Below are 24,396 nucleotides of genomic sequence, written 5' to 3'. Positions count from 1 at the left end.
ATGGCAAAGGCAAAGTTTGAACGTACGAAACCGCACGTCAACATTGGTACGATTGGTCACGTTGACCACGGCAAGACGACTCTGACGGCAGCGATCACCAAGTACTACGGTGAATTCAAGGCCTACGATCAGATTGACGGGGCCCCTGAAGAGCGTGCTCGGGGTATCACGATCTCGACGGCGCACGTTGAGTACGAGTCCGATACGCGCCACTATGCGCACGTCGACTGCCCCGGCCACGCTGACTATGTCAAGAACATGATCACGGGCGCTGCGCAGATGGACGGCGCGATCCTGGTTGTGAACGCTGCTGACGGCCCGATGCCTCAGACACGTGAACACATCCTGCTGGGCCGTCAGGTTGGCATCCCCTACATGGTCGTTTACCTGAACAAGGTTGATCAGGTTGACGATCCCGAGCTGCTGGAACTGGTCGAGATGGAGGTTCGTGAGCTTCTGTCGTCCTACGACTACCCCGGCGACGACATTCCGATCATCAAGGGCTCGGCCCTGGCTGCTCTGGAAGGCCGCGACGCCGAGATCGGCGAGAACTCGATCCGGGAACTGATCAAGGCCGTTGACGAGTACATCCCGACGCCCGAGCGTGCGGTTGACCTGCCGTTCCTGATGCCGATCGAAGACGTGTTCTCGATCTCGGGCCGTGGTACGGTTGTGACCGGCCGTGTTGAGCGTGGCGCGGTGAACGTCGGCGACGAGCTTGAGATCATCGGGATCCGTCCGACCAAGAAGACGACCTGCACCGGCGTCGAGATGTTCCGCAAGCTTCTGGATCGCGGTGAGGCTGGCGACAACATCGGCGCTCTGCTGCGCGGTGTTGAGCGTGACGGCGTTGAGCGTGGTCAGGTTCTGGCGAAACCGGGTTCGGTTACCCCGCACACCGAGTTTGAAGCCGAGGCCTACATCCTGACCAAGGAAGAGGGCGGTCGTCACACTCCGTTCTTTGCGAACTACCGTCCGCAGTTCTACTTCCGGACCACTGACGTGACCGGTACGGTGAAGCTGCCGGAAGGCACCGAGATGGTTATGCCTGGCGACAACCTGAAGTTCACGGTTGAACTGATCGCTCCGATCGCGATGGAAGAGAAGCTGCGCTTCGCCATCCGTGAAGGTGGCCGCACCGTCGGCGCAGGCGTCGTCTCCAAAATCATTAAATAAGCAAGCCTTGTGCTTGTTGCGGGCTGCGTCTCTGGCGCAGCCCGTAAAGAAAATATGGCAATCGCCCGATTCGGGGTTGCCAAGAGGCGGACCGGCGGCTATGTCGCCGGCCTGCCAATTTGAAGACGGTTCGACGCAGGCGCCGCATGGTGTGGGGTCTGCCTCTCAACTGAACACGCCCCGCAAGAGGGATGATGATGCAAAGCCAGAATATCCGCATCCGGCTGAAGGCGTTCGATTACCGCGTTCTGGATGCCAGCACGCAGGAAATCGTGAACACCGCCAAGCGCACCGGCGCCCAGGTCCGCGGTCCGATTCCGCTGCCCAACAAGATCGAAAAATTCACCGTGCTGCGCGGTCCGCATATCGACAAGAAATCCCGCGACCAGTGGGAAATCCGCACGCATAAGCGGCTGCTGGACATCGTCGATCCGACCCCGCAGACCGTGGACGCCCTGATGAAGCTCGACCTCGCCGCTGGCGTGGACGTCGAGATCAAGGTGTAAGGAGGCTATCATGCTGCGGACTGGTGTTATCGCCAAGAAGCTGGGCATGACCCGGCTGTTCCTGGAAGACGGGCGTCAGGTGCCCGTCACCGTCCTGCATGTGGACAACGTGCAGGTTATCGCTCAGCGTACCGTGGAAAAAGACGGCTATGTCGCGCTGCAGCTTGGCGCTGGCGAAGCCAAGGCCAAGCGCACGACCGCTGCGCTGCGCGGTCATTTCGCCAAGGCCAATGTCGCGCCCAAGCGCAAGATCGCGGAATTCCGCGTCTCGCCCGAGAACCTGGTTGAAGTGGGTGAAGAGATCGTTGCCGATCACTACTTCCCCGGCCAGTATGTCGACATCGCCGGCACCTCGATCGGTAAAGGTTTTGCCGGTGCGATGAAGCGGCACAACTTTGGCGGTCTGCGCGCCTCGCACGGTGTGTCGATCAGCCACCGCTCGCACGGTTCGACCGGCCAGTGCCAGGACCCCGGCAAGGTGTTCAAGGGCAAGAAGATGGCCGGCCATCTGGGTGCGGTCCGTGTCACCACCCAGAACCTGCAGGTCGTCAAGACTGATTCCGAACGTGGCCTGATCATGGTTAAAGGCTCGGTTCCGGGTTCGAAAGGTGGCTGGGTCACCATCAAGGATGCCGTGAAGAAGCCGCTGGCCGAAAACACCGTTTTCCCGGCCGCGACCCGTTCCAAGGTCCAGGCTCAGGCCGAGGCTGCGGTCCCGGCTGAAGCTGCCGCGCCCGAAGGAGACAACTGATGAAACTCGACGTTATCACGCTCGATGCCGGCAAAGCCGGGAACATCGAACTGAGCGATGACATCTTCGGGCTCGAGCCGCGTGCGGATATCCTGCATCGCGTCGTGCGCTGGCAGCGTGCGAAGGCTCAGGCGGGCACCCATTCGGTGCTGGGCAAATCGGATGTCAGCTACTCGACCAAGAAGATCTACCGCCAGAAGGGCACCGGTGGCGCCCGTCACGGCAGCCGCAAGGCCCCGATCTTCCGTCACGGTGGTGTCTACAAAGGTCCGACCCCGCGGTCGCACGCCTTTGATCTGCCCAAGAAGGTCCGCGCTCTGGGTCTGAAGCATGCGCTGTCGGCCAAAGCTGCTGCCGGTGAGCTGGTGATCGTAGAGAACCTGAACATCGCGGAAGCCAAAACCGGAGCCGTCGCCAAGGCAGTCAAGGAAAACGGCTGGAAGCGCGTTCTGGTCATCGACGGTGCCGAGGTGAACGAAACCTTTGCCCGCGCTGCCCGCAACCTGGAAGGCGTTGATGTGCTGCCCTCGATCGGCGCCAACGTCTATGACATCCTGCGTCGGGATACGCTTGTGCTGACCCGCGCCGGTGTCGAAGCTCTGGAGGCTCGCCTGAAATGAGCGTCAAACCCGAACATTACGACGTGATCGTCAAGCCGGTCATTACCGAAAAGGCCACCCTGGTGGGCGATGCCAACGCCTATGTCTTCCAGGTGGCCAAGGACTCGACCAAACCGGCGATCAAAGAAGCCGTCGAGGCTCTGTTCAATGTCAAGGTGAAGGCCGTGAACACGACCATTACCAAAGGCAAAACCAAGCGTTTCCGCGGCCGCCCCGGTGTCCGTTCGGACGTGAAAAAGGCCTATGTCACGCTGGAAGCTGGCAACAGCATCGACGTGTCGACTGGTCTCTGATATAGAGCCTGCGAATCGACGGCCCCGGCAGCGGGGCCGTCGCCTTTTGACTGAAACGGACCACCTGAGGTCCAAAGCAACGGAAGACAGAAAGCATGGCACTCAAGTCGTATAAACCGACGACGCCTGGCCAGCGTGGGCTGGTTCTGATCGACCGTTCGGAGCTTTGGAAAGGGCGCCCGGTCAAATCCCTCACTGAGGGTCTGACCAAGAACGGCGGCCGGAACAACACCGGACGGATCACGATGCGCCGCAAGGGCGGCGGGGCGAAGCGTCTCTATCGCATCGTCGATTTCAGGCGCACTAAATTTGATGTTCCGGCGACCGTCGAGCGGATCGAATACGACCCCAACCGTACCGCCTTCATCGCGCTGATCAAATATGAAGACGGTGAGCAGGCCTACATCATCGCTCCGCAGCGTCTGGCTGTGGGCGACAAGGTCATCGCCGGCAATAAAGTGGACGTCAAGCCCGGCAACGCCATGCCTTTCAGCGGTATGCCGATCGGTACCATCGTTCACAACGTCGAGCTGAAGCCCGGCAAGGGCGGCCAGCTGGCCCGTTCGGCCGGCACCTACGCCCAGTTCGTCGGCCGCGACGGTGGCTATGCCCAGATCCGCCTGTCCTCGGGCGAACTGCGCATGGTGCGTCAGGAATGCATGGCGACCATCGGCGCCGTGTCGAACTCTGACCACTCGAACCAGAACTTTGGTAAAGCTGGCCGCAACCGTCACAAGGGCATCCGTCCGAGTGTGCGCGGTGTCGCCATGAACCCGATCGACCACCCGCATGGTGGTGGTGAGGGCCGGACCTCGGGTGGTCGTCACCCGGTTACCCCCTGGGGCAAGGGCACCAAGGGGACCAGGACCCGCTCGAACAAATCGACCGACAAATACATTCTGCGGTCGCGTCACGCGAAGAAGGGGCGTTAATCCATGGCACGTTCTGTTTGGAAGGGCCCCTTTGTCGATGCCTATGTGCTTCGCAAGGCCGAGAAAGCCCGGGAATCCGGCAAGTCGGATGTCATCAAAATCTGGTCGCGTCGTTCCACCATCCTGCCGCAGTTTGTCGGCCTGACCTTTGGTGTGTACAACGGCCAGAAGCACATCCCGGTCTCGGTGACCGAAGAGATGATCGGCCAGAAGTTCGGTGAGTACTCGCCGACCCGGACCTACTACGGTCACGCCGCCGACAAGAAAGCGAAAAGGAAGTAATCGTCATGGGTAAGGAAAAGAATCCGCGCCGCGTGGCGGAGAACGAGGCGATGGCGAAGACCCGCATGCTTCGCACCTCGCCGCAGAAGCTGAACCTGGTGGCGGCGATGATCCGCGGCAAGAAGGTCGACAAGGCGCTGGCCGATCTGACCTTTTCGTCCAAGCGCATCGCGGGCGATGTGAAGAAATGCCTGCAATCGGCTATCGCCAATGCCGAAAACAACCATAACCTCGACGTTGACAATCTGATCGTCGCCGAGGCCTGGGTTGGCAAGAACCTGGTGATGAAGCGCGGCCGTCCGCGGGCGCGGGGCCGTTATGGCCGCATCATGAAGCCGTTTTCGGAAATCACCATCAAGGTGCGTCAGGTCGAGGAGCACGCGTAATGGGTCAGAAGGTAAACCCCATCGGGATGCGTCTCCAGGTCAACCGCACCTGGGATAGCCGCTGGTATGCGGATGACAAGGACTACGGCAATCTGTTGCTGGAAGACCTGAAAATCCGTAGCTTCATCAAAAAAGAAGCCAAGCAGGCCGGTGTCAGCCGCGTCGTGATCGAACGTCCGCACAAGAAATGCCGGGTGACGATCTATGCTGCGCGTCCGGGCGTGATCATCGGCAAAAAAGGCGCCGATATCGAAACCCTGCGTAAAAAGCTGGCGAACTTCACCGCCTCGGAACTGCATCTCAACATTGTTGAGGTTCGCAAGCCCGAGTTGGATGCCCAGCTGGTGGCCGAGTCGATCGCTCAGCAGCTTGAGCGTCGGGTGTCCTTCCGCCGCGCCATGAAACGTGCGGTGCAAAACGCCATGCGCATGGGCGGCCTGGGGATCCGGGTGAACGTTTCGGGCCGTCTTGGCGGTGCTGAAATCGCCCGTACCGAATGGTACCGTGAAGGCCGGGTTCCGCTGCACACGCTGCGTGCCGACATCGACTATGCGCTGTCGGAAGCATCGACCCCTTACGGGATCATCGGTGTGAAGGTCTGGATCTTCAAGGGCGAGATCATGGAGCATGATCCGCAGGCCCACGACCGCCGCGCGACCGAAGCGCAGGACGGGCCGTCGCCCCGCGGCCCGCGCCGTGACCGCGACGCGCGCTAAGGAGAAGAAGCAATGCTGCAACCGAAACGGACTAAGTTCCGCAAACAGCACAAGGGCCGCATCCACGGCGAGGCCAAGGGCGGGTTCAACCTGAACTTCGGCTCCTATGCGCTGAAAGCCATCGAGCCCGAGCGTGTCACCGCCCGTCAGATCGAAGCGGCTCGCCGCGCGATCACTCGTCACATGAAACGTCAGGGCCGGGTCTGGATCCGGATTTTCCCGGACGTGCCGGTTTCGTCGAAACCGACCGAAGTGCGGATGGGTAAAGGTAAAGGCTCGGTGGATTACTGGGCCGCTCGCGTCCACCCCGGCCGGATCATGTTTGAGATCGACGGTGTGAACGACACTATCGCGCGCGAAGCTCTGCGTCTTGGTGCTCAGAAGCTGCCGGTTCTGACCCGCATTGTGGTTCGCGAAGACTGGTAAGAAGGAGGCGCCATCGCGCCTTCGACTTCGGTTTGAAATAAAAAAGCTCCGGAGAGATCCGGGGCTTTTTCATATGTAGTCTCTAACCAGCTTTCTGACTGACTGACTGATTGGCTGGCTTGGATTGTGTCTGTTTTACGCCAGGGGCATTCCACGTTTGATAGCTGAGCAAGCCCCGATCGCCTGAACACTACCGTCCTCCCCACTATAGGGGTCGGCAGTATATGAACTAATTGCATCGGCCCTGCTCTCGCCATGGATTGCTGCGAGTTCACTGGATCAGTCGGGATAATAGCTGATCCCGTCATCTCCATCGTTCCGACCATCCGGCCCCGTTCGTCAATCGCGGGTTCAGGTCCTTAATCCGGCATCGGAAAGCCCTCGGGGCCGGGCTCATCCGGCTATGTCATTGCCATCCGGGTTAACGACAGCAGAATTATCGCTCACTTGCGAGCAATTATAGGTTGGATGATGCAGGGGTAGGTGAGCACACCTGTCCGGCTGGTACGGCCGGTTCAATAAAGCCCTTGTGTTTGCTGGGGGTCCAGCGTATAGGCACGGCTTCATCATGGACTCCACCGGGAATCAGGGTGGCCCTGCGTGCAGGGGCTCTCCGGTGATGTTGAAAGGAAGAGGCGCATGAAAGCGCAGGAACTAAAAGACAAAACGCCGGATCAGCTGAAAGAACAGCTGCTCTCGCTGAAAAAGGAAGCGTTTAACCTGCGCTTCCAGCAGGCCACCGGCCAGCTCGAATCGACCGCCCGTATCCGTGCCGTCCGTCGTGACGTTGCACGCGTCAAAACCGTTTTGAACCAGAAAGCGGCCGAAGCCGCGGCGTCGAATTAAGGAGCCGGTCCATGCCCAAACGCATCCTGCAAGGCAAGGTCGTCAGCGATAAGAACGAACAGACCGTCACCGTTCTGGTGGAGCGGCGCTTCAAGCATCCGCTGCTGCACAAAACCGTGCGTTCGTCGAAGAAATATCGCGCCCATGACGCGAAAAACGAGTTCAAGGTCGGGGATATCGTTCGCATCGCCGAATGTGCGCCGATTTCGAAAACCAAACGCTGGACTGTTTTGTCTGACGCTTCTGAAGCCCAGGCCTGACACCAGAATTTAACGAAACCCTGGGGCCGGAGCATGAAGCAATTCGGGCCGGTCCCCAAAGGTCGGGAGTAACCAAATGATCCAGATGCAGACCAATCTGGATGTTGCTGATAACTCCGGCGCACGCCGGGTTCAGTGCATCAAGGTCCTGGGTGGTTCGCACCGTCGCTATGCGTCGGTGGGCGACATTATTGTCGTCTCCGTCAAGGAGGCCATCCCGCGCGGCCGTGTCAAGAAAGGCGACGTCCGCAAGGCCGTTGTCGTGCGCACCGCCAAAGAGGTGAAACGCGAAGACGGCACCTCGATCCGCTTTGACCGTAACGCTGCCGTCATCCTGAACAACCAGGGTGAACCGGTCGGTACCCGTATCTTCGGGCCGGTCGTGCGCGAGCTGCGGGCCAAGAACTTCATGAAGATCATCTCGCTTGCGCCGGAGGTGCTGTGATGGCTGCGAAGCTCAAAAAGGGCGACAAGGTCGTCGTGCTGACGGGCAAGGACAAAGGCAAGCAGGGTGAAATCACTGCTGTGTTCCCGAAAGAGAACAAGGCCGTGGTTGATGGCGTCAACATCGCTATCCGTCACCAGCGTCAGACCCAGAACAGCCAGGGCGGCCGTGTGGCGAAAGCCATGCCGATCGACCTGTCGAACCTTGCGCTGATGGACAAGAACGGCAAGGCCACCCGCGTCGGCTTCCGTGTCGAAGACGGCAAGAAGGTCCGCTATGCCAAGACCACCGGGGAGGCGATCTGATGCTGGATCAAGCCAATTACACTCCGCGCCTCAAGTCGCTCTACAAGGACAATATCCGCGCCATGCTCAAAGAAGAGTTTGGCTATAAGAACGACATGCAGATCCCGAAACTGGACAAGATCGTCCTGAACATGGGTATCGGCGAGGCCGTCAAGGACACCAAGAAGGTCAAACAGGGCGCTGAAGAGCTTTCGCTGATCGCTGGTCAGAAGGCCGTCATCACCAAGGCGAAGAAGTCGATCGCAGGCTTCCGCGTCCGTGAAGAGATGCCGCTGGGCGCCAAGGTGACCCTGCGTGGCGACCGGATGTATGAATTCCTGGACCGTCTGATCAACATTGCGCTGCCCCGCGTCCGCGACTTCCGCGGCGTCAAAGGCACGGCTTTCGATGGCCGCGGCAACTACGCCATGGGCCTGAAAGAGCACATCGTGTTCCCGGAAATCAACTTCGACAAGGTCGACGAAGTTCTGGGGATGGACATCATCATCTGCACCACCGCGCGGACCGACGCGGAAGCGAAGTCGCTGCTTCGGCATTTCAACATGCCGTTCAACAGCTGATCGCGGAGGGAAGAAGATATGGCAAAAAAATCCATGGTCGAGCGCGAGAAAAAGCGCCAGCATCTGGTTGAGAAATACGCCGCCAAGCGTGCTGCTCTTAACGAGATCATTCACGATCAATCCCGCCCGATGGAAGAGCGCTTCAAAGCCAGCCTGAAACTGGCTGAACTGCCGCGCAACTCTTCGGTCACGCGTCTGCACAACCGGTGCCAGCTCACCGGCCGTCCGCACGCGTATTACCGCAAACTGAAACTGTCGCGGATCATGCTGCGCGAGCTCGGCTCGTTCGGCCAGATCCCTGGCATGGTCAAATCGAGCTGGTAAGGGGGCACGATGTCGATGAACGATCCTCTCGGCGATATGCTGACCCGCATCCGCAACGCACAGATGCGCGGCAAATCGACCGTCCGTACGCCCGCCTCCAAGCTGCGCGCCTGGGTGCTGGACGTGCTTAAAGCAGAAGGCTACATCCGCGGTTATGAGCAGATTCAGACTGAATCCGGCCATACCGAGCTGGAAATCAGCCTGAAATACTTTGACGGCACCCCGGTGATCCGCGAGCTTGCTCGCGTGTCGAAACCCGGCCGTCGTGTCTATGCTTCGGTCAAGGACATCCCGCTGGTCCGCAACGGCCTTGGCGTGTCCATCGTCTCGACGCCGAAAGGCGTGATGTCGGATGCGGCGGCTCGCAGTGCCAATGTCGGCGGCGAAGTCCTCTGCACCGTGTTCTAAGGAGGGCAGGATGTCTCGGATTGGTAAAAAGCCGGTCGAACTGCCCCAGGGCGTGACCGCCGAAGTGAAAGGCCAGACCATCGAGGTGAAGGGTCCGAAAGGGACCCGTTCCTTCACCGCGACGGATGACGTGACCCTTGCGATCGATAACGGTGCTGTCACCGTTACGCCGCGCGGTCTGTCCAAGCGCGCGCGCCAGCAATGGGGCATGTCGCGTTCGATGGTGGCGAACCTTGTAACTGGCGTCAGCCAGGGCTTCAAAAGAGAGCTGGAAATCCAGGGTGTGGGTTACCGCGCGCAGATGCAGGGCAAGGTCCTGAAACTGGCGCTTGGTTATTCGCATGACGTGGATTTCGTGACGCCCGATGGCGTGACCATCACGGCGCCGAAGCAGACCGAGATCGTGGTCGAAGGCATCGACGAGCAACTCGTCGGCCAGGTCGCCGCGAACATTCGCGAGTGGCGCCGTCCCGAGCCCTATAAGGGCAAGGGGATCCGCTACAAGGGCGAGGTCGTCTTCCGCAAGGAAGGCAAGAAGAAGTAAGGGGCGCATAAATGGCACTGACCAAAAAAGAGCTGTTCCAGAAGCGCCGCCTGCGCGTGCGGAACAAGTTGCGGAAGATTGCGAACGGTCGTCCGCGTCTCTCCGTCCACCGTTCGTCCAAGAACATCAGCGTTCAGGTGATCGACGATGTGAAAGGGGTCACGCTGGCCTCTGCCTCGTCGCTCGAAAAGGACCTGGGTGTTATTGGCAAGAACAACGTCGAAGCCGCGGCCAAGATTGGCGCCGCGATTGCCGAGCGGGCCAGGAAAGCCGGTGTCGAAGAGGTTATCTTCGACCGTGGTGGTTTCCTGTTCCACGGCAAGATCAAGGCTCTGGCGGATGCAGCCCGCGAAGGCGGTCTGAAATTCTGATGGTGCGGGTGGCGTTCGCGCCACCCCGATGATCCGGGGACTGCTCTTTCTTTTGCGGCCCACCTGGATTGGCTAACACGGCGCGCGACGCGCCAGCTTATGAGGAATGCCAGATGGCAGAACGTGAAAACCGTCGGAGTCGGCGCGAAGAGCGCGAAGAGACTCCGGAATTCGCCGACCGGCTGGTCGCGATCAACCGCGTGTCGAAAACCGTTAAGGGTGGTAAGCGTTTTGGCTTTGCTGCTCTTGTGGTGGTTGGGGATCAGCGCGGCCGCGTCGGCTTTGGTAAAGGCAAGGCCAAAGAGGTGCCCGAGGCGATCCGTAAGGCTACTGAACAGGCCAAGCGCAGCCTGGTCCGCGTGCCGCTGCGTGACGGTCGCACCCTGCATCACGATGTCGAAGGCCGTCACGGCGCTGGCAAAGTGGTGATGCGGACCGCCGTTCCGGGTACCGGTATCATCGCCGGTGGTCCGATGCGCGCTGTGTTTGAGATGCTGGGCGTTCAGGACGTTGTGGCCAAGTCGCTGGGTTCGCAAAACCCCTACAACATGATCCGGGCCATGATCGACGGGCTGAAAAAAGAAGCCTCGCCCCGCAGCGTTGCACAGCGCCGCGGCAAGAAAGTGGCCGAGATCCTGCCGTCCAACGACAAGCCGGCAGAAGCCGCTGTCGAAGCGTAAGGAGACAGGCTTATGGCTAAAACCATCGTTGTGAAGCAGATCGGTTCGCCGATCCGCCGTCCGGCCATCCAGCGTGAAACGCTGAAAGGTCTTGGTCTGAACAAGATGAACCGTACCCGCGAGCTTGAGGATACCCCGGCGATTCGCGGTATGGTTGCCAAGATCCCGCATCTGGTGACCATCATCGAAGAGCGCGGCTGATCTCGGTCCCGCGCGACGGAAAGTCAGAAGCGCCCCGGAGATATCCGGGGCGTTTTTCATTCGCGCAGGGCACGAAAGCAGGACCTGTTAACCTTGTGGTAAGGGGTTCCGTCTATGCTGCGGGGGTGATTTGGGCTCCTGCAAGGGACATGCTGTGCTGTGCCGGATATTTGGTCTGATCCTATGCCTGTTGTTTTCGGCTGGGTTCGCTGATGCCAGTCCGTGGGCGCGTGGGAAGCGGGGTGTTTTTCTTTCCCTGTCCGGGGAGCGGGATCATGAGGGCAACGGCTATCTTGGCCTTTATGGCGAATATGGGCTGAGCCCGCGAGACACGCTGGGCTTTGAACTGGGGCGCGCCAGCGGCGGCGAAAACAGCGCAATGATCTGGTGGCAGCGGTCTCTCGATCAAGGGGCGGGGCCGGATCGCTGGGTGGTTTCTGCTGGTGGTGGAGTGCTGAAACGTGGCGGAGATTATTTGCCGTTAGCTCAGGTTGGTGTGGGCTGGGGCAGGGGTTGGGATGCACTTCCGCTGTTGCGCGCCCTGCATGGTGGCGGCTGGCTTTCGGTCGAGGCCCGTTACCGGGTCGCACTACGCTGGAAGGATGGGGAGGCTTGGTCCGAACTCGCCTCGCAAGGGGCGGGGCTGTTTAGTTATCTGACGCCAGAGGCGACCGCCAAGGCTGAGCTGACATTCGGCTGGCATACGACCGACACAATGATGCTGATCAACCAGTTGCGATTTGAGGATCGCACGGATACCGGCTTTTCAGCGAGTCTCGCAACCACAGTGGTGCGGGATCTGGCTGGCCCCGTAAGACTGGAAGTCGGCGCGGTTCTGCCTCTGAGCGGAGCGGGGGAGACGGCGGTAAGGATCGGAACATGGGTCGAGTTTTGAGTCAGGCCGAAGGGCTGTGCGACCAAACCCCACAGGGTAACGGCAGCTTGTTGACCGCGGCGCCTGCACTGTATAAAGACCCCCGGTGCCCATCGGCACCGACTCAATCAAGAATGCCGTGTTCGCCCTTTTCGCTTCATGGGGCGCTTCCGGCCAAGGAGAAGCGATATGAAACTGCATGAACTGCACGACAATCCCGGCGCCTCGCGCAAGAAAAAGCGCGTTGCCCGTGGTCCCGGCTCGGGCAAGGGTAAAACCGCCGGCCGTGGTATCAAAGGTCAGACCTCGCGTTCAGGCGTCGCGCTGAATGGCTATGAAGGCGGCCAGATGCCGCTTTACCGCCGCCTGCCCAAGCGTGGCTTTAGCAAACCGAATCGTCTTGAATTCGCGGTGGTCAATCTTGGCCAGCTGCAAACGTTCATTGACGCCGGCAAGCTGGACGTAAAAGCCGAACTGAACGAGGATGCGCTGGTTGCTGCCGGTGTCATTCGCCGCAAGCGCGATGGCGTGCGTCTGCTGGCCAAGGGTGAGCTGAGGGCTGCCGTGAACCTGACCGTGACCGGCGCGTCGAAATCGGCGGTCGAAGCGGTCGAGAAAGCTGGTGGCAAGGTCACCGTCACCCGTCCGGCAAAAGAAGCCGCTGACGCTTCCGCGGCCGAATAAGCTGTTGAAGGGCGCGCCCGCGCCCCATAGATAGCTATCGAGTTTTCCAGGCGCCGCGGGATCGGGAAACGATCCGGCGGCGCTGCCACGAAGGGGCTTAAGCATGGCGTCAGCCGCAGAACAGATGGCCGCGAACCTTTCCTGGGGCGCGCTCGGCAAGGCGACCGAGCTGCGTCAGAGAATCTGGTTCACCCTCGGACTTCTCATTATCTACCGCCTTGGCACCTATATCCCGGTGCCCGGCATTGATGGCGCCGCATTGCGCAATTTCATGGATCAGGCGCAGGCTGGTCTGGGCGGAATCCTGTCCATGTTCACCGGCGGTGCGCTGGGACGCATGGGCATCTTTGCGCTTGGCATCATGCCCTATATCTCGGCCTCGATCATTGTGCAGCTGCTGGCTTCCATGGTGCCGGCTCTTGAGCAGCTCAAGAAAGAGGGCGAACAGGGCCGCAAGAAGATCAACCAATACACCCGTTATGGTACGGTCGCGCTGGCGCTGTTCCAGGCCTGGGGTCTGGCGGTCAGTCTTGAGCACGGCAACCTTGCCCATGAACCGGGGATGTTCTTCCGCGCCTCGGTCGTGATCACGCTGGTCGGCGGCACCATGTTCCTGATGTGGCTGGGTGAGCAGATTACCGCTCGCGGCATCGGCAACGGTATTTCGCTGATCATCTTTGTCGGCATCGTTGCTGAAATTCCGGCCCATCTGGCACAGTTTCTGGCGCAAGGCCGTTCGGGTGCAATCTCGACTCCGGTGATTCTGGGCGTGATCGTCATGGTCGCCGCAGTGATTGCCTTTGTGGTCTTCATGGAGCGGGCGCTTCGCAAGATCCACATCCAGTACCCGCGGCGGCAGGTCGGGATGAAGATCTATGACGGCCAGTCCTCGCACCTGCCGATCAAGGTGAACCCGGCGGGCGTGATCCCGGCGATTTTTGCCAGCTCGCTGCTGCTGCTGCCGGTCACGATCTCGACTTTCTCGGGCAATCAGACGGGCCCGATCATGTCGACGATCCTTGCCTATTTTGGCCCCGGCCAGCCGCTTTACCTGCTGTTCTTTGCGGCGCTGATCGTGTTCTTTACCTACTTTTACACGTTCAACGTCAGCTTCAAGACCGAGGATGTGGCCGAGAACCTGAAGAATCAGGGCGGGTTCATTCCGGGCATTCGTCCCGGCAAACGGACCGAGGATTATCTGACCTATGTCGTGACCCGGGTGCTGGTCATTGGTTCGGCCTACCTGACCTTTGTCTGCCTTTTGCCCGAGGTCATCCGTAACCAGCTGGCGATCCCCTTTTATTTTGGCGGAACGTCGGTGCTGATCGTTGTCAGCGTGGTCATGGATACGATCAACCAGGTGCAGAGCCACCTGCTGGCGCATCAGTACGAAGGTCTGATTGAGAAATCGCAGCTGCGCGGCAAGCGTGGCAAGGCGAAGACGCGCAAGGCCCCCGCGCGTCGCTGAGGCAAGCCCACCATAAGGGTAGGAGAGGGACGAGACATGGCGATCAACATCATTCTGCTGGGCCCGCCCGGCGCAGGCAAAGGCACCCAGGCGCGGCGTCTGATCGACGAGCGCGGTCTCGTCCAGCTCTCGACCGGCGATATGCTGCGCGAAGCGCGCAACTCGGGCACCGAGATGGGCAAGCGCGTGGCTGAGGTCATGGACCGGGGCGAGCTGGTGACGGATGAGATTGTCATTGGTCTGATCCGGGAAAAACTGGCGCAGCGCGGTAAGGGCTTCATCTTTGACGGCTTTCCGCGCACTCTGGCACAGGCCGACGCGCTGCAATCGCTGATGGCGGAAATGGATCAGCGCGTTGATGCCGTGATCGAGATGCGGGTCGATGACGCGGCGCTGGTTTCGCGCATCACCGGCCGTTTTACCTGCGGCAATTGCGGTGAGGTCTATCACGATGTGACCAAGCCGACGAAAGAGCCGGGGGTCTGCGATGTCTGTGGCTCGACCGACCTGCGTCGTCGCGCCGATGACAATGAGGAAAGCCTCAAGACGCGGTTGATGGAGTATTACAAAAAGACTTCGCCGCTGATCGGTTACTTCTACGTCAAGGGGAACCTGCATACGGTCGATGGCCTTGCCGAGATTGATGAGGTTGCCGGCCAGATCTCGCGGATTATGGACAGGTTTCCGGGTCAGGGTTGACCTTGACCAGCAAATCCCTTAATTCGCAGCATCTCGGAAGAGAATCACCTGAGTCTCAGGTGTAGCTTTAGGCCCGAAGGCACGGCTTTCGGGTCTTTGGTTGTGAAAAAAGGTTCCGGCATTACGGAACCGCAACATGGAAAAGGAAACACGCGTGGCTCGTATTGCTGGCGTCAACATTCCGACGGGGAAACGCGTCCCCATCGCTCTGACCTATATCCACGGGATCGGCCCGAAATTCGCCGAACAGATCATTCAGGCTGTCGGTATCGATCCGGCGCGCCGCGTGAATGACCTGTCGGACGCTGAAGTTCTGCAGATCCGCGAATACATCGACGCCAACCTGACCGTCGAAGGCGACCTGCGCCGTGAGACGCAGATGAACATCAAGCGTCTGATGGACCTCGGCTCGTATCGCGGCCTGCGTCATCGTCGCGGCCTGCCGGTGCGCGGCCAGCGCACCCACACCAATGCCCGCACCCGCAAGGGCCCGGCGAAACCCATCGCCGGCAAGAAGAAGTAAGGGGGAACGGACATGGCACGCGATAAGACTCGCATCAAGCGCAAGGAACGCAAAAACATCGCCGCTGGCGTGGCGCATGTGAATTCGTCCTTCAACAACACCAAGATCCTGATCTCGGACGTGCAGGGCAACGCTATTGCCTGGTCGTCGGCCGGCACCATGGGCTTCAAAGGTTCGCGTAAATCGACCCCCTATGCCGCCCAGATGGCCGCTGAGGACGCTGGCCGTAAGGCGCAGGAACATGGCGTTCGCACGCTGGAAGTTGAAGTTCAGGGCCCCGGCTCGGGCCGCGAATCGGCGCTGCGTGCGCTGGCTGCGGTTGGCTTCAACATCACTGCGATCCGCGATGTTACCCCGATCGCGCACAACGGCTGCCGCCCGCCGAAGCGCCGCCGGGTCTGATCGGTCAAGACTTTGACGCGCTTCGCGCCGTTTTTCGGCGCGGGCGCGCTTTTCGCTTATCACCTCGGGCGTTTCCGACTGTCGGTCATGGGTCGGAAACTGGTATGGAGGCAATCGCATGATCCACAAGAATTGGGCTGAACTGATCAAGCCGACCCAGCTTGAAATCAAGCCGGGTGCCGATCCGTCCCGCGTGGCCACCGTCGTGGCGGAACCGCTTGAGCGCGGCTTTGGCCTGACGCTGGGCAACGCGCTGCGCCGTGTGCTGCTGTCCTCGTTGCAGGGCGCGGCCATCACCTCGGTGCAGATCGACAACGTGCTGCACGAGTTCTCCTCTGTCCCGGGGGTGCGCGAGGACGTCACCGACATCGTCCTGAACCTCAAGGGCGTGACGCTGAAGATGGAAGTCGATGCGCCCAAACGGCTGACGCTGTCGGCCAAGGGTCCGGGCGAGGTCAAGGCTGGTGATATCCAGGAAACCGCTGGCATCACCATCCTGAACCGCGACCACATCATCTGCCATCTTGATGACGGCGCCGAGCTGCACATGGAACTGACCGTTGCCAACGGCAAGGGTTATGTCGCCGCCGACAAGAACCGTCCCGAGGATGCGCCCATCGGCCTGATTCCGATCGACGCGATCTTTTCGCCGGTCAAGCGTGTCAGCTACGAAGTCACGCCGACCCGTGAAGGCCAGGTGCTGGACTATGACAAGCTGACCATGAAGGTTGAAACCGACGGTTCGCTGACCCCGGAAGATGCCGTGGCCTATGCCGCACGTATCATTCAGGACCAGCTGTCGGTCTTCGTCAACTTCGAAGAGCCCGAGACGGCCACCCGCTCGGATGCCGAGGATGGGCTGGAATTCGACCCGCGCCTGCTCAAGAAAGTGGACGAGCTGGAGCTGTCGGTGCGTTCGGCGAACTGCCTCAAGAACGACAATATCGTCTATATCGGCGACCTCATCCAGAAGACCGAAGCCGAGATGCTGCGCACTCCGAACTTCGGCCGCAAATCGCTTAACGAGATCAAGGAAGTGCTCTCGGGCATGGGCCTGCATCTCGGTATGGATGTTGTGGACTGGCCGCCGGAAAACATCGAAGATCTGGCCAAGCGTTTCGACGACCAGTTCTGATCACGAATACCGGGGGCGCATGTCGCCCCCGGAGTACCGGGCATTCCGCCCCAAGGAGAGCGGCCCGCACGCATGGGCTGCCGGACAAAGCAAAAAGACGTAAAGGAGACATATCATGCGTCACGCCCGCGGTTATCGCCGTCTGAACCGTACCCACGAACACCGCAAGGCGCTGTTCGCCAACATGGCTGGCTCGCTGATCGAGCATGAGCAGATCAAGACGACTCTGCCCAAGGCCAAGGAACTGCGCCCCGTCATCGAGAAGCTGATCACGCTGGCCAAGCGCGGCGACCTGCACGCCCGCCGTCAGGCGGCTGCCCAGCTGAAACAGGACAGCCACGTTGCCAAACTGTTCGAGATTCTCGGCCCGCGCTACAAAGACCGTCAGGGCGGCTATGTCCGTGTTCTGAAAGCCGGTTTCCGCTATGGCGACATGGCACCCATGGCGATCATCGAGTTCGTCGAGCGCGACACCAGCGCCAAGGGTGCGGCTGACCGTGCCCGTCTGGAAGCCGAATCGGCCACCGACGAATCGTGAGAAGTCTAACCGTTTCTTGCGGTTAAGCGAATCTTGGGCCCGCAGCCACGCCAGATGGCTGCGGGCCTTTTTGCAACAGTTGCCACAACAAGCTCTGCAAGCAACGGTAGATAGAATTTCTACAGTTCTTCAAATAGTTGTGGCGGCTTATGGAAAAGGTATGGAAAACAGGGGTGCGCCGGGCCGTCATTGGTGTCTGCGAAGATGACAACAACCCCCGGCGCCGACGAGGAGAGACGACGGCGGCAGAAAAAACGTTGCTTCTTAATACAGTATTGCTTGAATACCCTGTAATACATGCCAATTTTCTTGATGACCTGAGGTAAAAGCAATCTGTACAAATAGTCATGTCGTCTCGCGCGGAAATCAACGCAGCACTCGCCAAACTGAAAAAGCTGGCCCCCGCGGGCTACTTTATCGGTTTGCACATCCGCTTTGCTGCGCCCCTGATGCAGTTCCAGACCTATAACAAGGAGTGGACGCAGCGTTATTCCGAGCGCGCCTATGCCTTGCGCGACCCGACGATTGCCTGGGGATTCTCGACAACAGGCGTATGCCGCTGGAGCGTGCTGCCGATTCCCGACCCCTTTTCGATCCTTCAGGACGCAGCAGATCACGGCCTGCCTTATGGTGTGGTGGTGGCTCATGGGCCGATCAAGTCGCGTACCATCGCTGCCTTTGCTCATGACAGGCGGGAGTTCACGGATGATGAGATTGATGTGATCTCGGCGACGATACGTCGGCTTCACGAAATTACGGAGCCGCCGGAGAGTCTGACGAAGGCTCAGCAAGAGGCCCTTCGGTGTATCGCAGAGGGCGATCGTCATGCAGCGGCGGCTGCAAAGCTTGGTATTACGGAAAGCGCATTCAAAGCTCGTCTGATCTCGGCGCGCGAAAGGCTGATGGCAAGAACGACTGCCGAAGCGCTGCAACGGGCCAAGGATTACCGCCTGCTGTAGGACGTTGCGTTAACCATTGCGGTTTACACCTGGGGGCCAGTACCACCGCAACCCCAGGAGAAGAGCATGCAGACCACCACCCTTTCCTTTGCTAACCTGCACATCCATGGCGAGCTGTTCGCGAATATCTTTCGTGCACGCAAGCAAAGCTTCATCGTCCAGAAGTGCTGGGATCTGCCCCAGACGGACGATATGGAGTTCGATCAATACGACACCCCGATGAGCCGTTGGGTGGCGATCCATCAGAACGGGCAGGTACTGGCTGGAGTTCGGCTGACGCCCACCACGGCGCACTGCGGCATGTACTCTTACATGATTCGCGATGCCCAGCTTGATCTTCTGGGCGGTTCGATCCCTCAGAACCTGCTTGATGAGCCGGCCCCGGTCGATCCCGGGACGTGGGAGGCAAGCAGGCTGTTCGTCAATCACGACGTCCCCCAGCGTGAACGTCGCCGCGTTCACCTGAACCTGGTGCAAGAGATGACGAACTCGGCGCGTAATCTGGGTGCCACGCGTCTGGTGTGCCTTGTCGCCTCGAACTGGCCGCGTTGGCTGGTGCCCTGCGGGCTTGATGCGCAGGCCATGGGGCCGGTGGTCTGGATTGATGACGGTTACTTCCAGTGTGTCTCGATCAACCTTGCGGCAAAGATGCACTGATGCGCGGCATCGGGTGCAGGGCCTTTCGCCGATGATGCGGGCGGCGTAACATACCGTCCGCATGGCTGATCTGTTTGATACCGCGCCCGCCTCGGGCGAACCTGCGCGCCCTGTGGCGCGTCCTCTGGCCGACCGGATTCGACCGGCACGGCTGGCTGATGTCGTGGGTCAGGACAAGGTGCTGGGCCCGGACGGGCCACTTGGCGCCATGCTGCATGCCGGCAGCCTGTCGTCGCTGATTCTCTGGGGGCCGCCGGGGGTTGGGAAAACCACCATCGCGCGTCTGCTCGCACAGGAAACCGACCTGGCTTTCGTGCAGATCTCGGCGATTTTTTCGGGTGTGCCCGAACTGCGCAAGGTTTTTGACGCAGCCCGTCTGCGTCACCAGCAAGGCAGGGGCACGCTTTTGTTCGTGGACGAGATCCATCGTTTCAATAAGGCGCAGCAGGACAGTTTCCTGCCGCATATGGAGGATGGCACCATCACGCTGGTCGGTGCCACTACCGAAAACCCTAGTTTTGAGCTGAACGCCGCGCTGTTGTCCCGCGCTCAGGTCATCGTGCTGGAGCGGCTGAGCCTTGCCGATATGGAACGTCTGGCGCAGCGGGCCGAGAAAGAGCTTGATCGCCCGCTGCCCCTGACCGCCGAGGCGCGCGACCGGCTGCTGGAGATGGCAGATGGCGATGGCCGCGCCGCGCTGAACCTGATCGAGCAGGTGATGGCCTGGCGGGTCCCGGGCAAGCTCGACACCGACCAACTGGCGCAGCGTTTGATGAGGCGCGCGGCGAAATACGACAAGTCGGGTGATGAGCATTACAACCTGATCTCGGCCCTGCACAAATCAGTGCGTGGAAGTGATCCCGATGCGGCGCTGTACTGGTTGTCGCGTATGCTCGAAGGCGGAGAGGACCCGCGCTATCTCGCCCGCCGCCTGACCCGTATGGCGGTCGAGGATATCGGCCTGGCCGATCCTGCCGCGCAACGCCATTGCCTTGACGCCTGGGCACTTTACGAACGGCTGGGCAGCCCCGAGGGAGAGCTGGCGCTGGCGCAGGCCACGATCTATCTGGCGCTGGCGCCCAAATCGAATGCCGGCTATGTCGCCTATAAAGCGGCGCGAGATCTGGCGCGACGCTCGGGCAGCCAGATGCCGCCCAAGCATATTCTGAACGCACCGACCGGATTGATGGCCGATCAGGGCTATGGTGCGGGCTATCGCTATGACCACGACGCCGAGGACGGATTCTCGGGTCAGAATTATTTCCCCGACGACATGAAGCGGCCGGTTTTCTATCTGCCCGTCGAACGCGGTTTCGAGCGTGAGTTGAAAAAGCGCGTTGAATGGTTCGCCGGGCTGCGCCAGAAGCGGCGGACAGAGGACAAGGCATGACACATACATTTCTTCAGGTCGGGCTGGGCGGGGCCTTGGGGTCCGCTGCGCGCTACGGCGTCAATATTCTGGCCGGGCGGATGACACAGGGTTTTCCTCTGGGCACGTTGATCGTGAACATCGTCGGCTGCCTGGCGATGGGGCTGCTTGCGGCCTTGCTCGCGCATCGCGGCGGGCAGCATCTCGCGCCCTTTCTGCTGACCGGGGTGTTGGGCGGCTTTACGACCTTTTCCGCGTTTGCACTGGATACGGCAACGCTGTGGGAGCGTGGCGCGGGCGCGGTTGCGCTGGGTTATGTGCTGTGCTCGGTGATCCTGTCGCTTGCGGCGGTGGTCATGGGGCTGGTCATTGGTCGGGGGCTGTTCTCGTGAGCGGCGTGCAAACCATCCGCGTCAGCGCGGACGAAGGCGATCAGCGTATCGACCGCTGGCTGAAAAAGCGTTTTCCCCAGCTGACCCAGGGCGCGGTCGAGAAATGGTGCCGCACCGGTCAGTTGCGCGTCGATGGTGGACGGGTCAAAGCCAATACCCGCATTGAGGCGGGCCAGGAGGTACGTGTGCCGCCGTTGCCTGTGGCGGCCTCGGGACCTGTGCCCGCCCGTCCCAGGGCGGCGGTGAAACAGTCCGATGCCGAGATGATCCAGTCCTGCGTCTTGTGGCGCGACGAACATATCATTGCGCTGAACAAGCCTCCGGGCCTGCCTTCTCAGGGTGGTTCGGGGCAGGGGGACCGGCACGTGGACGGGCTGACCGCGGCGCTGATGTTTGGCTACAAGGACCGGCCCAAGCTGGTGCACCGTCTGGATAAGGACACCTCGGGTGTTTTGCTGCTGGCGCGCACCGACCGGATCGCACGCTCTTTGTCCGAAGCGTTTCGTCATCGCCTGACCCGCAAGATCTACTGGGCGGCGGTGGCCGGCGTGCCCAGCCCGCGCATGGGGTCGATCAAATACGGGCTGGTCAAGGCACCGGGACGTGGGCGCGGCGGCGAAGGCGAAAAGATGATGACCGTGCATCCTTCTGCCGTCGCCTCGACCGAAGGGGCCAAGCGCGCCCATACCGATTTTGCCGTGCTGGACGCTTTGGGCAGCCGCACGGCATGGGTTGCCATGGTCCCGGTGACGGGCCGCACCCATCAGCTGCGCGCCCATATGGCCGGGATCGGCCATCCCATTGTGGGCGACGGCAAATATGGCGGTTCGGGTCAGGAAAACCCCGGTGACGGATGGGGCGCCCAGCTTGGCGGAGAGATCAGCCGCAAACTGCATCTGCACGCTCGGATGATCCGTTTCGAGCATCCGATCACCAAAAAGCTGATCACCGTGACCGCGCCCTTGCCCGACCACATGGTCCGGACGTGGAAAACACTGGGCTGGTCGGAAAACGATGTGCCCGAGGACCCATTTGCCGAGGCAACATGAAGCTGGTCATCTTTGACATCGACGGCACGCTGGTTGACAGCCAGCATGAGATTACCCATGCGATGAACAGCGCCATGGCAGGCGCAGGCCTGCCCGAGATGGAGCCGGCGCGCATCCTGTCCATCGTCGGTCTGTCACTGCCGGTGGCGGTGGCGCGGCTGTTGCCGGAGGCCGGGCCAGACCTGCACGAGCGCGTCGTCGCTGGCTACCGCGAAGCATTCATCGCGGAACGGCTGGCAGGGGCACGGCCGCCGCTGTATCCCGGCGCGCTGGACTGTCTGGATGCGCTGGCGGCGATGGACGAGGTGCTTTTGGGTATTGCCACCGGCAAGCCAGCGCGGGGGCTGGCGGCGACCCTTGATGCGCATGGGCTGACGCGACGTTTTATCACCCGGCAATCGGCGGACGGGCATCCTTCGAAACCACATCCGGCGATGCTGGAAAGCGCGCTTTCCGAAACCGGGGTCGAGGCCGGGCGGGCGGTGATGATCGGCGATACTGTTTTCGATATGGAAATGGCGCGGGCGGCGGGTGTTGCCGGGTTCGGCGTCCAGTGGGGCTTTCACCCGGCCGAGGATCTGCACGCGGCCGGTGCGCGGCTGGTCGCCCCGGACTATCCCGCCCTGACCCGCGCCCTGTTGGAGTGGGCGAATGAGTGAATGGAAGGCGCGCCGGTTCTGGAAATCCGTGAACCTGCGCAAGGAAGCCGGGGGCTGGATGGTTCTTTTGGACGAGCGGCCCTTGCGCACGCCGGGCAAGCAACCGCTGATCCTGCCGGCTGGGGCTTTGGCCGAAGCCATTGCCGAAGAATGGCAGACGGTCGAGGATGTGATCAATCCTCAGGACATGCCGCTGACCCGTGCCGCGAACTCGGCCATTGAAAAGGTGATCCCGCAATTTGCCCAGGTCGCGGCAATGCTTGCTGAATATGGCGGAACCGACCTTTTATCCTATCGTGCCGACGCGCCCGAAACACTTGTCCGCGCCCAGGCCGAGGGCTGGGACCCGCTGATCGACTGGGCCGCGACCGAACTGAAGGCGCCCCTGCGCATCACCCATGGCGTGATTCCCGTGCCACAGGAACCAGCGGTGCTGGGAAAACTGCATGCCGAGGTGGCAGAGCTTGATCCATTCGGCCTGACGGCGTTGCACGATCTTGTGACGCTGCCTGGTTCGCTGATCCTTGGACTGGCGGTAATCCGGGGCCGGATCGACGCTGATACGGCCCATGCGCTGTCACGAATTGATGAAGAATTTCAGGCACAACGATGGGGTCGGGATACCGAGGCCGATGAGGCGGCCCGGAACCGTCTGGTCGCCCTGCGCAGTTCCGAACGGTTCTGGCAGCTTAGTCGCAGCTGAACCGTCTGGTTTGGGTTCTTTCTTGACGCATGGCCCCCTATCGGCACAATGCCGCTTATGGGGGTATAAAGCCTCCTTGCATAAACCGGGCCCGCCAATGGCCCAGTTACGGCTCATTCCTCGGCGGGACCGGGAACAACAGTGGGGAAATCTATGAAGAAATCCGTATTCTTCGGCTCTGTGACAGCGGTCGCCCTGGCGGCCTCGGGCGCGCTGGCCGCAGAGGGAGACACGCTGAAAGAGGTCAAGGCCCGCGGCGTGCTGAATTGCGGCGTGAACACCGGCCTGATCGGTTTTGCCGCCCCCGATGCGAACGGGAACTGGTCGGGCTTTGACGTTTCGTTCTGCAAGGCGCTGGCTGCGGCCGTTCTTGGCGATGCCACCAAGATCAAATATGTGCCGACCACCGGCCAGACCCGGTTCACCGCCCTTTCCTCGGGCGAGGTGGACATTCTGGCCCGCAACTCGACCTGGACCTTCCAGCGCGATACCGACCTCAAGCTCGATTTCATCGGCGTGAACTATTACGATGGTCAGGGCTTCATGGTGCGTAAAGATCTGGGCGTGTCCTCGGCCAAAGAGCTGAACGGCGCGACGATCTGTATCCAGACCGGCACCACGACCGAGCTGAACCTGGCAGATTACTTCAAAGCCAACAACATGGAGTATCAGCCGGTCAACATCGACAGCAATGCCGAGGGCGAGCAGCAGTATCTGGCCGGCGCCTGCGATGCCTATACGACCGATGCATCAGGTCTTGCCGCGACGCGCGCAAGCTTTGCCGACCCGGAAAACCACATCATCCTGCCCGAGATCATCTCGAAAGAGCCTCTCGGCCCGGCGGTCCGCCATGGCGACAGCAACTGGGCTGATATCGCGCGCTGGACCCTTTACGCGCTGATCGCGGCCGAGGAATACGGCGTCACCTCGGCCAATATCGACGAGTTGGCAAAAAGCTCGAACAACCCCGAGGTTCAGCGTCTGCTGGGCACGACCGATGAGCTGGGCAAGATGATCGGCCTAGATGCCGAATGGGCCAAGCGGGCGATCAAGGCCGGCGGAAACTATGGCGAAATCTTTGCTGCCACCATTGGCGAGCAGACCCCCATTGGCCTTGCGCGCGGCCTGAACGCTCAATGGACCCAGGGAGGCCTGATGTATGCGATGCCCTTCCGGTAATCGCATCTGAAAAAGGGCGCGCGGGGGCCCTATGCCCCCGGGCGCCCCCAGGCTTGACCGGCAGTACAGAGGCC

37 protein-coding genes are annotated in these 24,396 nt (G+C 60.8%); all 37 read left to right on the top strand.

Going from position 1 to position 24,396, the window contains the following annotated elements; all coding sequences use genetic code 11:
* On the top strand, positions 1 to 1,176 hold a 1,176-nt coding region (gene tuf / locus M511_RS12070), incomplete at its 5' end, for an elongation factor Tu (protein ID WP_010401000.1).
* Positions 1,177 to 1,373: 197 nt separating this feature from the next.
* A complete protein-coding gene (gene rpsJ / locus M511_RS12065) occupies positions 1,374 to 1,682 on the top strand; it encodes a 30S ribosomal protein S10 (protein ID WP_010400227.1) in 309 nt (102 codons plus the stop codon).
* 10 nt (positions 1,683 to 1,692) lie between these two features.
* Positions 1,693 to 2,433: a 50S ribosomal protein L3 gene (rplC, locus tag M511_RS12060; protein WP_010400229.1), complete on the top strand. Its 741-nt coding sequence runs from the start codon at positions 1,693 to 1,695 to the stop codon at positions 2,431 to 2,433.
* Entirely contained in the window at positions 2,433 to 3,053 is a 621-nt protein-coding gene (gene rplD, locus M511_RS12055; RefSeq protein ID WP_010400231.1) for a 50S ribosomal protein L4, read from the top strand. Before rplC ends, rplD begins: the two co-directional genes overlap by 1 nt.
* Complete coding sequence (locus M511_RS12050; protein ID WP_010400233.1) at positions 3,050 to 3,346, top strand: 50S ribosomal protein L23; 297 nt, start codon at positions 3,050 to 3,052, stop codon at positions 3,344 to 3,346. Before rplD ends, M511_RS12050 begins: the two co-directional genes overlap by 4 nt.
* 95 nt (positions 3,347 to 3,441) lie before the next feature.
* A complete protein-coding gene (gene rplB, locus M511_RS12045; RefSeq protein ID WP_010400235.1) occupies positions 3,442 to 4,278 on the top strand; it encodes a 50S ribosomal protein L2 in 837 nt (278 codons plus the stop codon).
* Between the two features lie 3 nt (positions 4,279 to 4,281).
* Positions 4,282 to 4,560: a 30S ribosomal protein S19 gene (gene rpsS, locus M511_RS12040; RefSeq protein ID WP_010400236.1), complete on the top strand. Its 279-nt coding sequence runs from the start codon at positions 4,282 to 4,284 to the stop codon at positions 4,558 to 4,560.
* A gap of 5 nt (positions 4,561 to 4,565) precedes the next feature.
* On the top strand, positions 4,566 to 4,946 hold the full coding sequence (gene rplV / locus M511_RS12035; protein ID WP_010400237.1) for a 50S ribosomal protein L22: 381 nt from the start codon (positions 4,566 to 4,568) through the stop codon (positions 4,944 to 4,946).
* Positions 4,946 to 5,662 (top strand): 30S ribosomal protein S3, encoded by a 717-nt coding sequence (gene rpsC / locus M511_RS12030; RefSeq protein WP_010400238.1) that lies wholly within the window; start codon positions 4,946 to 4,948, stop codon positions 5,660 to 5,662. The genes rplV and rpsC overlap by 1 nt, the downstream gene beginning before the upstream one ends.
* Positions 5,663 to 5,674: 12 nt before the next feature.
* The gene (rplP, locus tag M511_RS12025; protein WP_010400239.1) at positions 5,675 to 6,088 is read left to right on the top strand and encodes a 50S ribosomal protein L16; all 414 of its coding nucleotides are present in this window, start codon (positions 5,675 to 5,677) and stop codon (positions 6,086 to 6,088) included.
* Positions 6,089 to 6,727: 639 nt separating this feature from the next.
* Positions 6,728 to 6,934, top strand: coding sequence for a 50S ribosomal protein L29 (rpmC, locus tag M511_RS12020; RefSeq protein ID WP_010400240.1), 207 nt, complete (start codon positions 6,728 to 6,730; stop codon positions 6,932 to 6,934).
* Between the two features lie 11 nt (positions 6,935 to 6,945).
* Positions 6,946 to 7,194, top strand: coding sequence for a 30S ribosomal protein S17 (gene rpsQ, locus M511_RS12015; protein ID WP_010400242.1), 249 nt, complete (start codon positions 6,946 to 6,948; stop codon positions 7,192 to 7,194).
* A gap of 76 nt (positions 7,195 to 7,270) precedes the next feature.
* Complete coding sequence (rplN, locus tag M511_RS12010) at positions 7,271 to 7,639, top strand: 50S ribosomal protein L14 (RefSeq protein WP_010400243.1); 369 nt, start codon at positions 7,271 to 7,273, stop codon at positions 7,637 to 7,639.
* Positions 7,639 to 7,944, top strand: coding sequence for a 50S ribosomal protein L24 (gene rplX, locus M511_RS12005; protein WP_010400244.1), 306 nt, complete (start codon positions 7,639 to 7,641; stop codon positions 7,942 to 7,944). Before rplN ends, rplX begins: the two co-directional genes overlap by 1 nt.
* Positions 7,944 to 8,504 (top strand): 50S ribosomal protein L5, encoded by a 561-nt coding sequence (rplE, locus tag M511_RS12000; RefSeq protein WP_010400245.1) that lies wholly within the window; start codon positions 7,944 to 7,946, stop codon positions 8,502 to 8,504. Before rplX ends, rplE begins: the two co-directional genes overlap by 1 nt.
* 18 nt (positions 8,505 to 8,522) lie before the next feature.
* On the top strand, positions 8,523 to 8,828 hold the full coding sequence (rpsN, locus tag M511_RS11995; protein ID WP_010400246.1) for a 30S ribosomal protein S14: 306 nt from the start codon (positions 8,523 to 8,525) through the stop codon (positions 8,826 to 8,828).
* Positions 8,829 to 8,837: 9 nt separating this feature from the next.
* A complete protein-coding gene (gene rpsH, locus M511_RS11990; RefSeq protein WP_010400249.1) occupies positions 8,838 to 9,236 on the top strand; it encodes a 30S ribosomal protein S8 in 399 nt (132 codons plus the stop codon).
* 10 nt (positions 9,237 to 9,246) lie between these two features.
* A complete protein-coding gene (rplF, locus tag M511_RS11985; protein ID WP_085502300.1) occupies positions 9,247 to 9,780 on the top strand; it encodes a 50S ribosomal protein L6 in 534 nt (177 codons plus the stop codon).
* Between the two features lie 11 nt (positions 9,781 to 9,791).
* The gene (rplR, locus tag M511_RS11980; protein ID WP_010400252.1) at positions 9,792 to 10,151 is read left to right on the top strand and encodes a 50S ribosomal protein L18; all 360 of its coding nucleotides are present in this window, start codon (positions 9,792 to 9,794) and stop codon (positions 10,149 to 10,151) included.
* Positions 10,152 to 10,264: 113 nt separating this feature from the next.
* On the top strand, positions 10,265 to 10,831 hold the full coding sequence (gene rpsE / locus M511_RS11975) for a 30S ribosomal protein S5 (RefSeq protein ID WP_010400253.1): 567 nt from the start codon (positions 10,265 to 10,267) through the stop codon (positions 10,829 to 10,831).
* Between the two features lie 12 nt (positions 10,832 to 10,843).
* The gene (gene rpmD, locus M511_RS11970) at positions 10,844 to 11,032 is read left to right on the top strand and encodes a 50S ribosomal protein L30 (protein WP_010400254.1); all 189 of its coding nucleotides are present in this window, start codon (positions 10,844 to 10,846) and stop codon (positions 11,030 to 11,032) included.
* A 154-nt stretch (positions 11,033 to 11,186) separates the two neighbouring features.
* Complete coding sequence (locus M511_RS11965; RefSeq protein WP_254901054.1) at positions 11,187 to 11,927, top strand: hypothetical protein; 741 nt, start codon at positions 11,187 to 11,189, stop codon at positions 11,925 to 11,927.
* Between the two features lie 168 nt (positions 11,928 to 12,095).
* Positions 12,096 to 12,590: a 50S ribosomal protein L15 gene (gene rplO, locus M511_RS11960; RefSeq protein ID WP_085502299.1), complete on the top strand. Its 495-nt coding sequence runs from the start codon at positions 12,096 to 12,098 to the stop codon at positions 12,588 to 12,590.
* A gap of 103 nt (positions 12,591 to 12,693) precedes the next feature.
* Positions 12,694 to 14,058, top strand: coding sequence for a preprotein translocase subunit SecY (gene secY, locus M511_RS11955; protein WP_010395694.1), 1,365 nt, complete (start codon positions 12,694 to 12,696; stop codon positions 14,056 to 14,058).
* Positions 14,059 to 14,094: 36 nt separating this feature from the next.
* Positions 14,095 to 14,757 (top strand): adenylate kinase, encoded by a 663-nt coding sequence (locus M511_RS11950; RefSeq protein ID WP_010395692.1) that lies wholly within the window; start codon positions 14,095 to 14,097, stop codon positions 14,755 to 14,757.
* Positions 14,758 to 14,911: 154 nt separating this feature from the next.
* Positions 14,912 to 15,280, top strand: coding sequence for a 30S ribosomal protein S13 (gene rpsM / locus M511_RS11945; RefSeq protein WP_029371934.1), 369 nt, complete (start codon positions 14,912 to 14,914; stop codon positions 15,278 to 15,280).
* A gap of 12 nt (positions 15,281 to 15,292) precedes the next feature.
* A complete protein-coding gene (rpsK, locus tag M511_RS11940) occupies positions 15,293 to 15,682 on the top strand; it encodes a 30S ribosomal protein S11 (RefSeq protein WP_010395688.1) in 390 nt (129 codons plus the stop codon).
* Positions 15,683 to 15,800: 118 nt separating this feature from the next.
* The gene (locus M511_RS11935) at positions 15,801 to 16,817 is read left to right on the top strand and encodes a DNA-directed RNA polymerase subunit alpha (protein WP_010395684.1); all 1,017 of its coding nucleotides are present in this window, start codon (positions 15,801 to 15,803) and stop codon (positions 16,815 to 16,817) included.
* Between the two features lie 115 nt (positions 16,818 to 16,932).
* Positions 16,933 to 17,355 carry a 50S ribosomal protein L17 gene (rplQ, locus tag M511_RS11930; protein WP_010395682.1) on the top strand — a complete coding sequence of 141 codons (423 nt, stop codon included), beginning with the start codon at positions 16,933 to 16,935 and terminating at the stop codon, positions 17,353 to 17,355.
* A gap of 347 nt (positions 17,356 to 17,702) precedes the next feature.
* Entirely contained in the window at positions 17,703 to 18,314 is a 612-nt protein-coding gene (locus tag M511_RS11925) for a helix-turn-helix transcriptional regulator (RefSeq protein ID WP_010395680.1), read from the top strand.
* A gap of 66 nt (positions 18,315 to 18,380) precedes the next feature.
* Positions 18,381 to 18,971, top strand: coding sequence for an acyl-homoserine-lactone synthase (locus M511_RS11920; protein ID WP_010395678.1), 591 nt, complete (start codon positions 18,381 to 18,383; stop codon positions 18,969 to 18,971).
* Between the two features lie 61 nt (positions 18,972 to 19,032).
* Positions 19,033 to 20,361 carry a replication-associated recombination protein A gene (locus tag M511_RS11915; RefSeq protein ID WP_085502298.1) on the top strand — a complete coding sequence of 443 codons (1,329 nt, stop codon included), beginning with the start codon at positions 19,033 to 19,035 and terminating at the stop codon, positions 20,359 to 20,361.
* Positions 20,358 to 20,732, top strand: a complete 375-nt coding sequence (gene crcB, locus M511_RS11910) for a fluoride efflux transporter CrcB (protein ID WP_010395674.1) — start codon at positions 20,358 to 20,360, stop codon at positions 20,730 to 20,732. The genes M511_RS11915 and crcB overlap by 4 nt, the downstream gene beginning before the upstream one ends.
* A complete protein-coding gene (locus tag M511_RS11905; RefSeq protein WP_010395671.1) occupies positions 20,729 to 21,781 on the top strand; it encodes an RluA family pseudouridine synthase in 1,053 nt (350 codons plus the stop codon). The genes crcB and M511_RS11905 overlap by 4 nt, the downstream gene beginning before the upstream one ends.
* Positions 21,778 to 22,440: an HAD-IA family hydrolase gene (locus M511_RS11900; RefSeq protein WP_010395669.1), complete on the top strand. Its 663-nt coding sequence runs from the start codon at positions 21,778 to 21,780 to the stop codon at positions 22,438 to 22,440. Before M511_RS11905 ends, M511_RS11900 begins: the two co-directional genes overlap by 4 nt.
* Positions 22,433 to 23,143, top strand: a complete 711-nt coding sequence (locus M511_RS11895; RefSeq protein ID WP_085502297.1) for an ATP12 family chaperone protein — start codon at positions 22,433 to 22,435, stop codon at positions 23,141 to 23,143. The genes M511_RS11900 and M511_RS11895 overlap by 8 nt, the downstream gene beginning before the upstream one ends.
* Before the next feature lie 153 nt (positions 23,144 to 23,296).
* Complete coding sequence (locus M511_RS11890; RefSeq protein WP_010395665.1) at positions 23,297 to 24,322, top strand: amino acid ABC transporter substrate-binding protein; 1,026 nt, start codon at positions 23,297 to 23,299, stop codon at positions 24,320 to 24,322.
* Positions 24,323 to 24,396 lie beyond the last annotated feature (74 nt).

Origin of the sequence: Paracoccus sp. J56 (assembly GCF_019633685.1) — a bacterium.
Lineage (GTDB): Bacteria > Pseudomonadota > Alphaproteobacteria > Rhodobacterales > Rhodobacteraceae > Paracoccus > Paracoccus kondratievae.
Note: the sequence above shows the minus strand (reverse complement) of the source record. Positions and strands in the feature narration are given on the sequence as shown.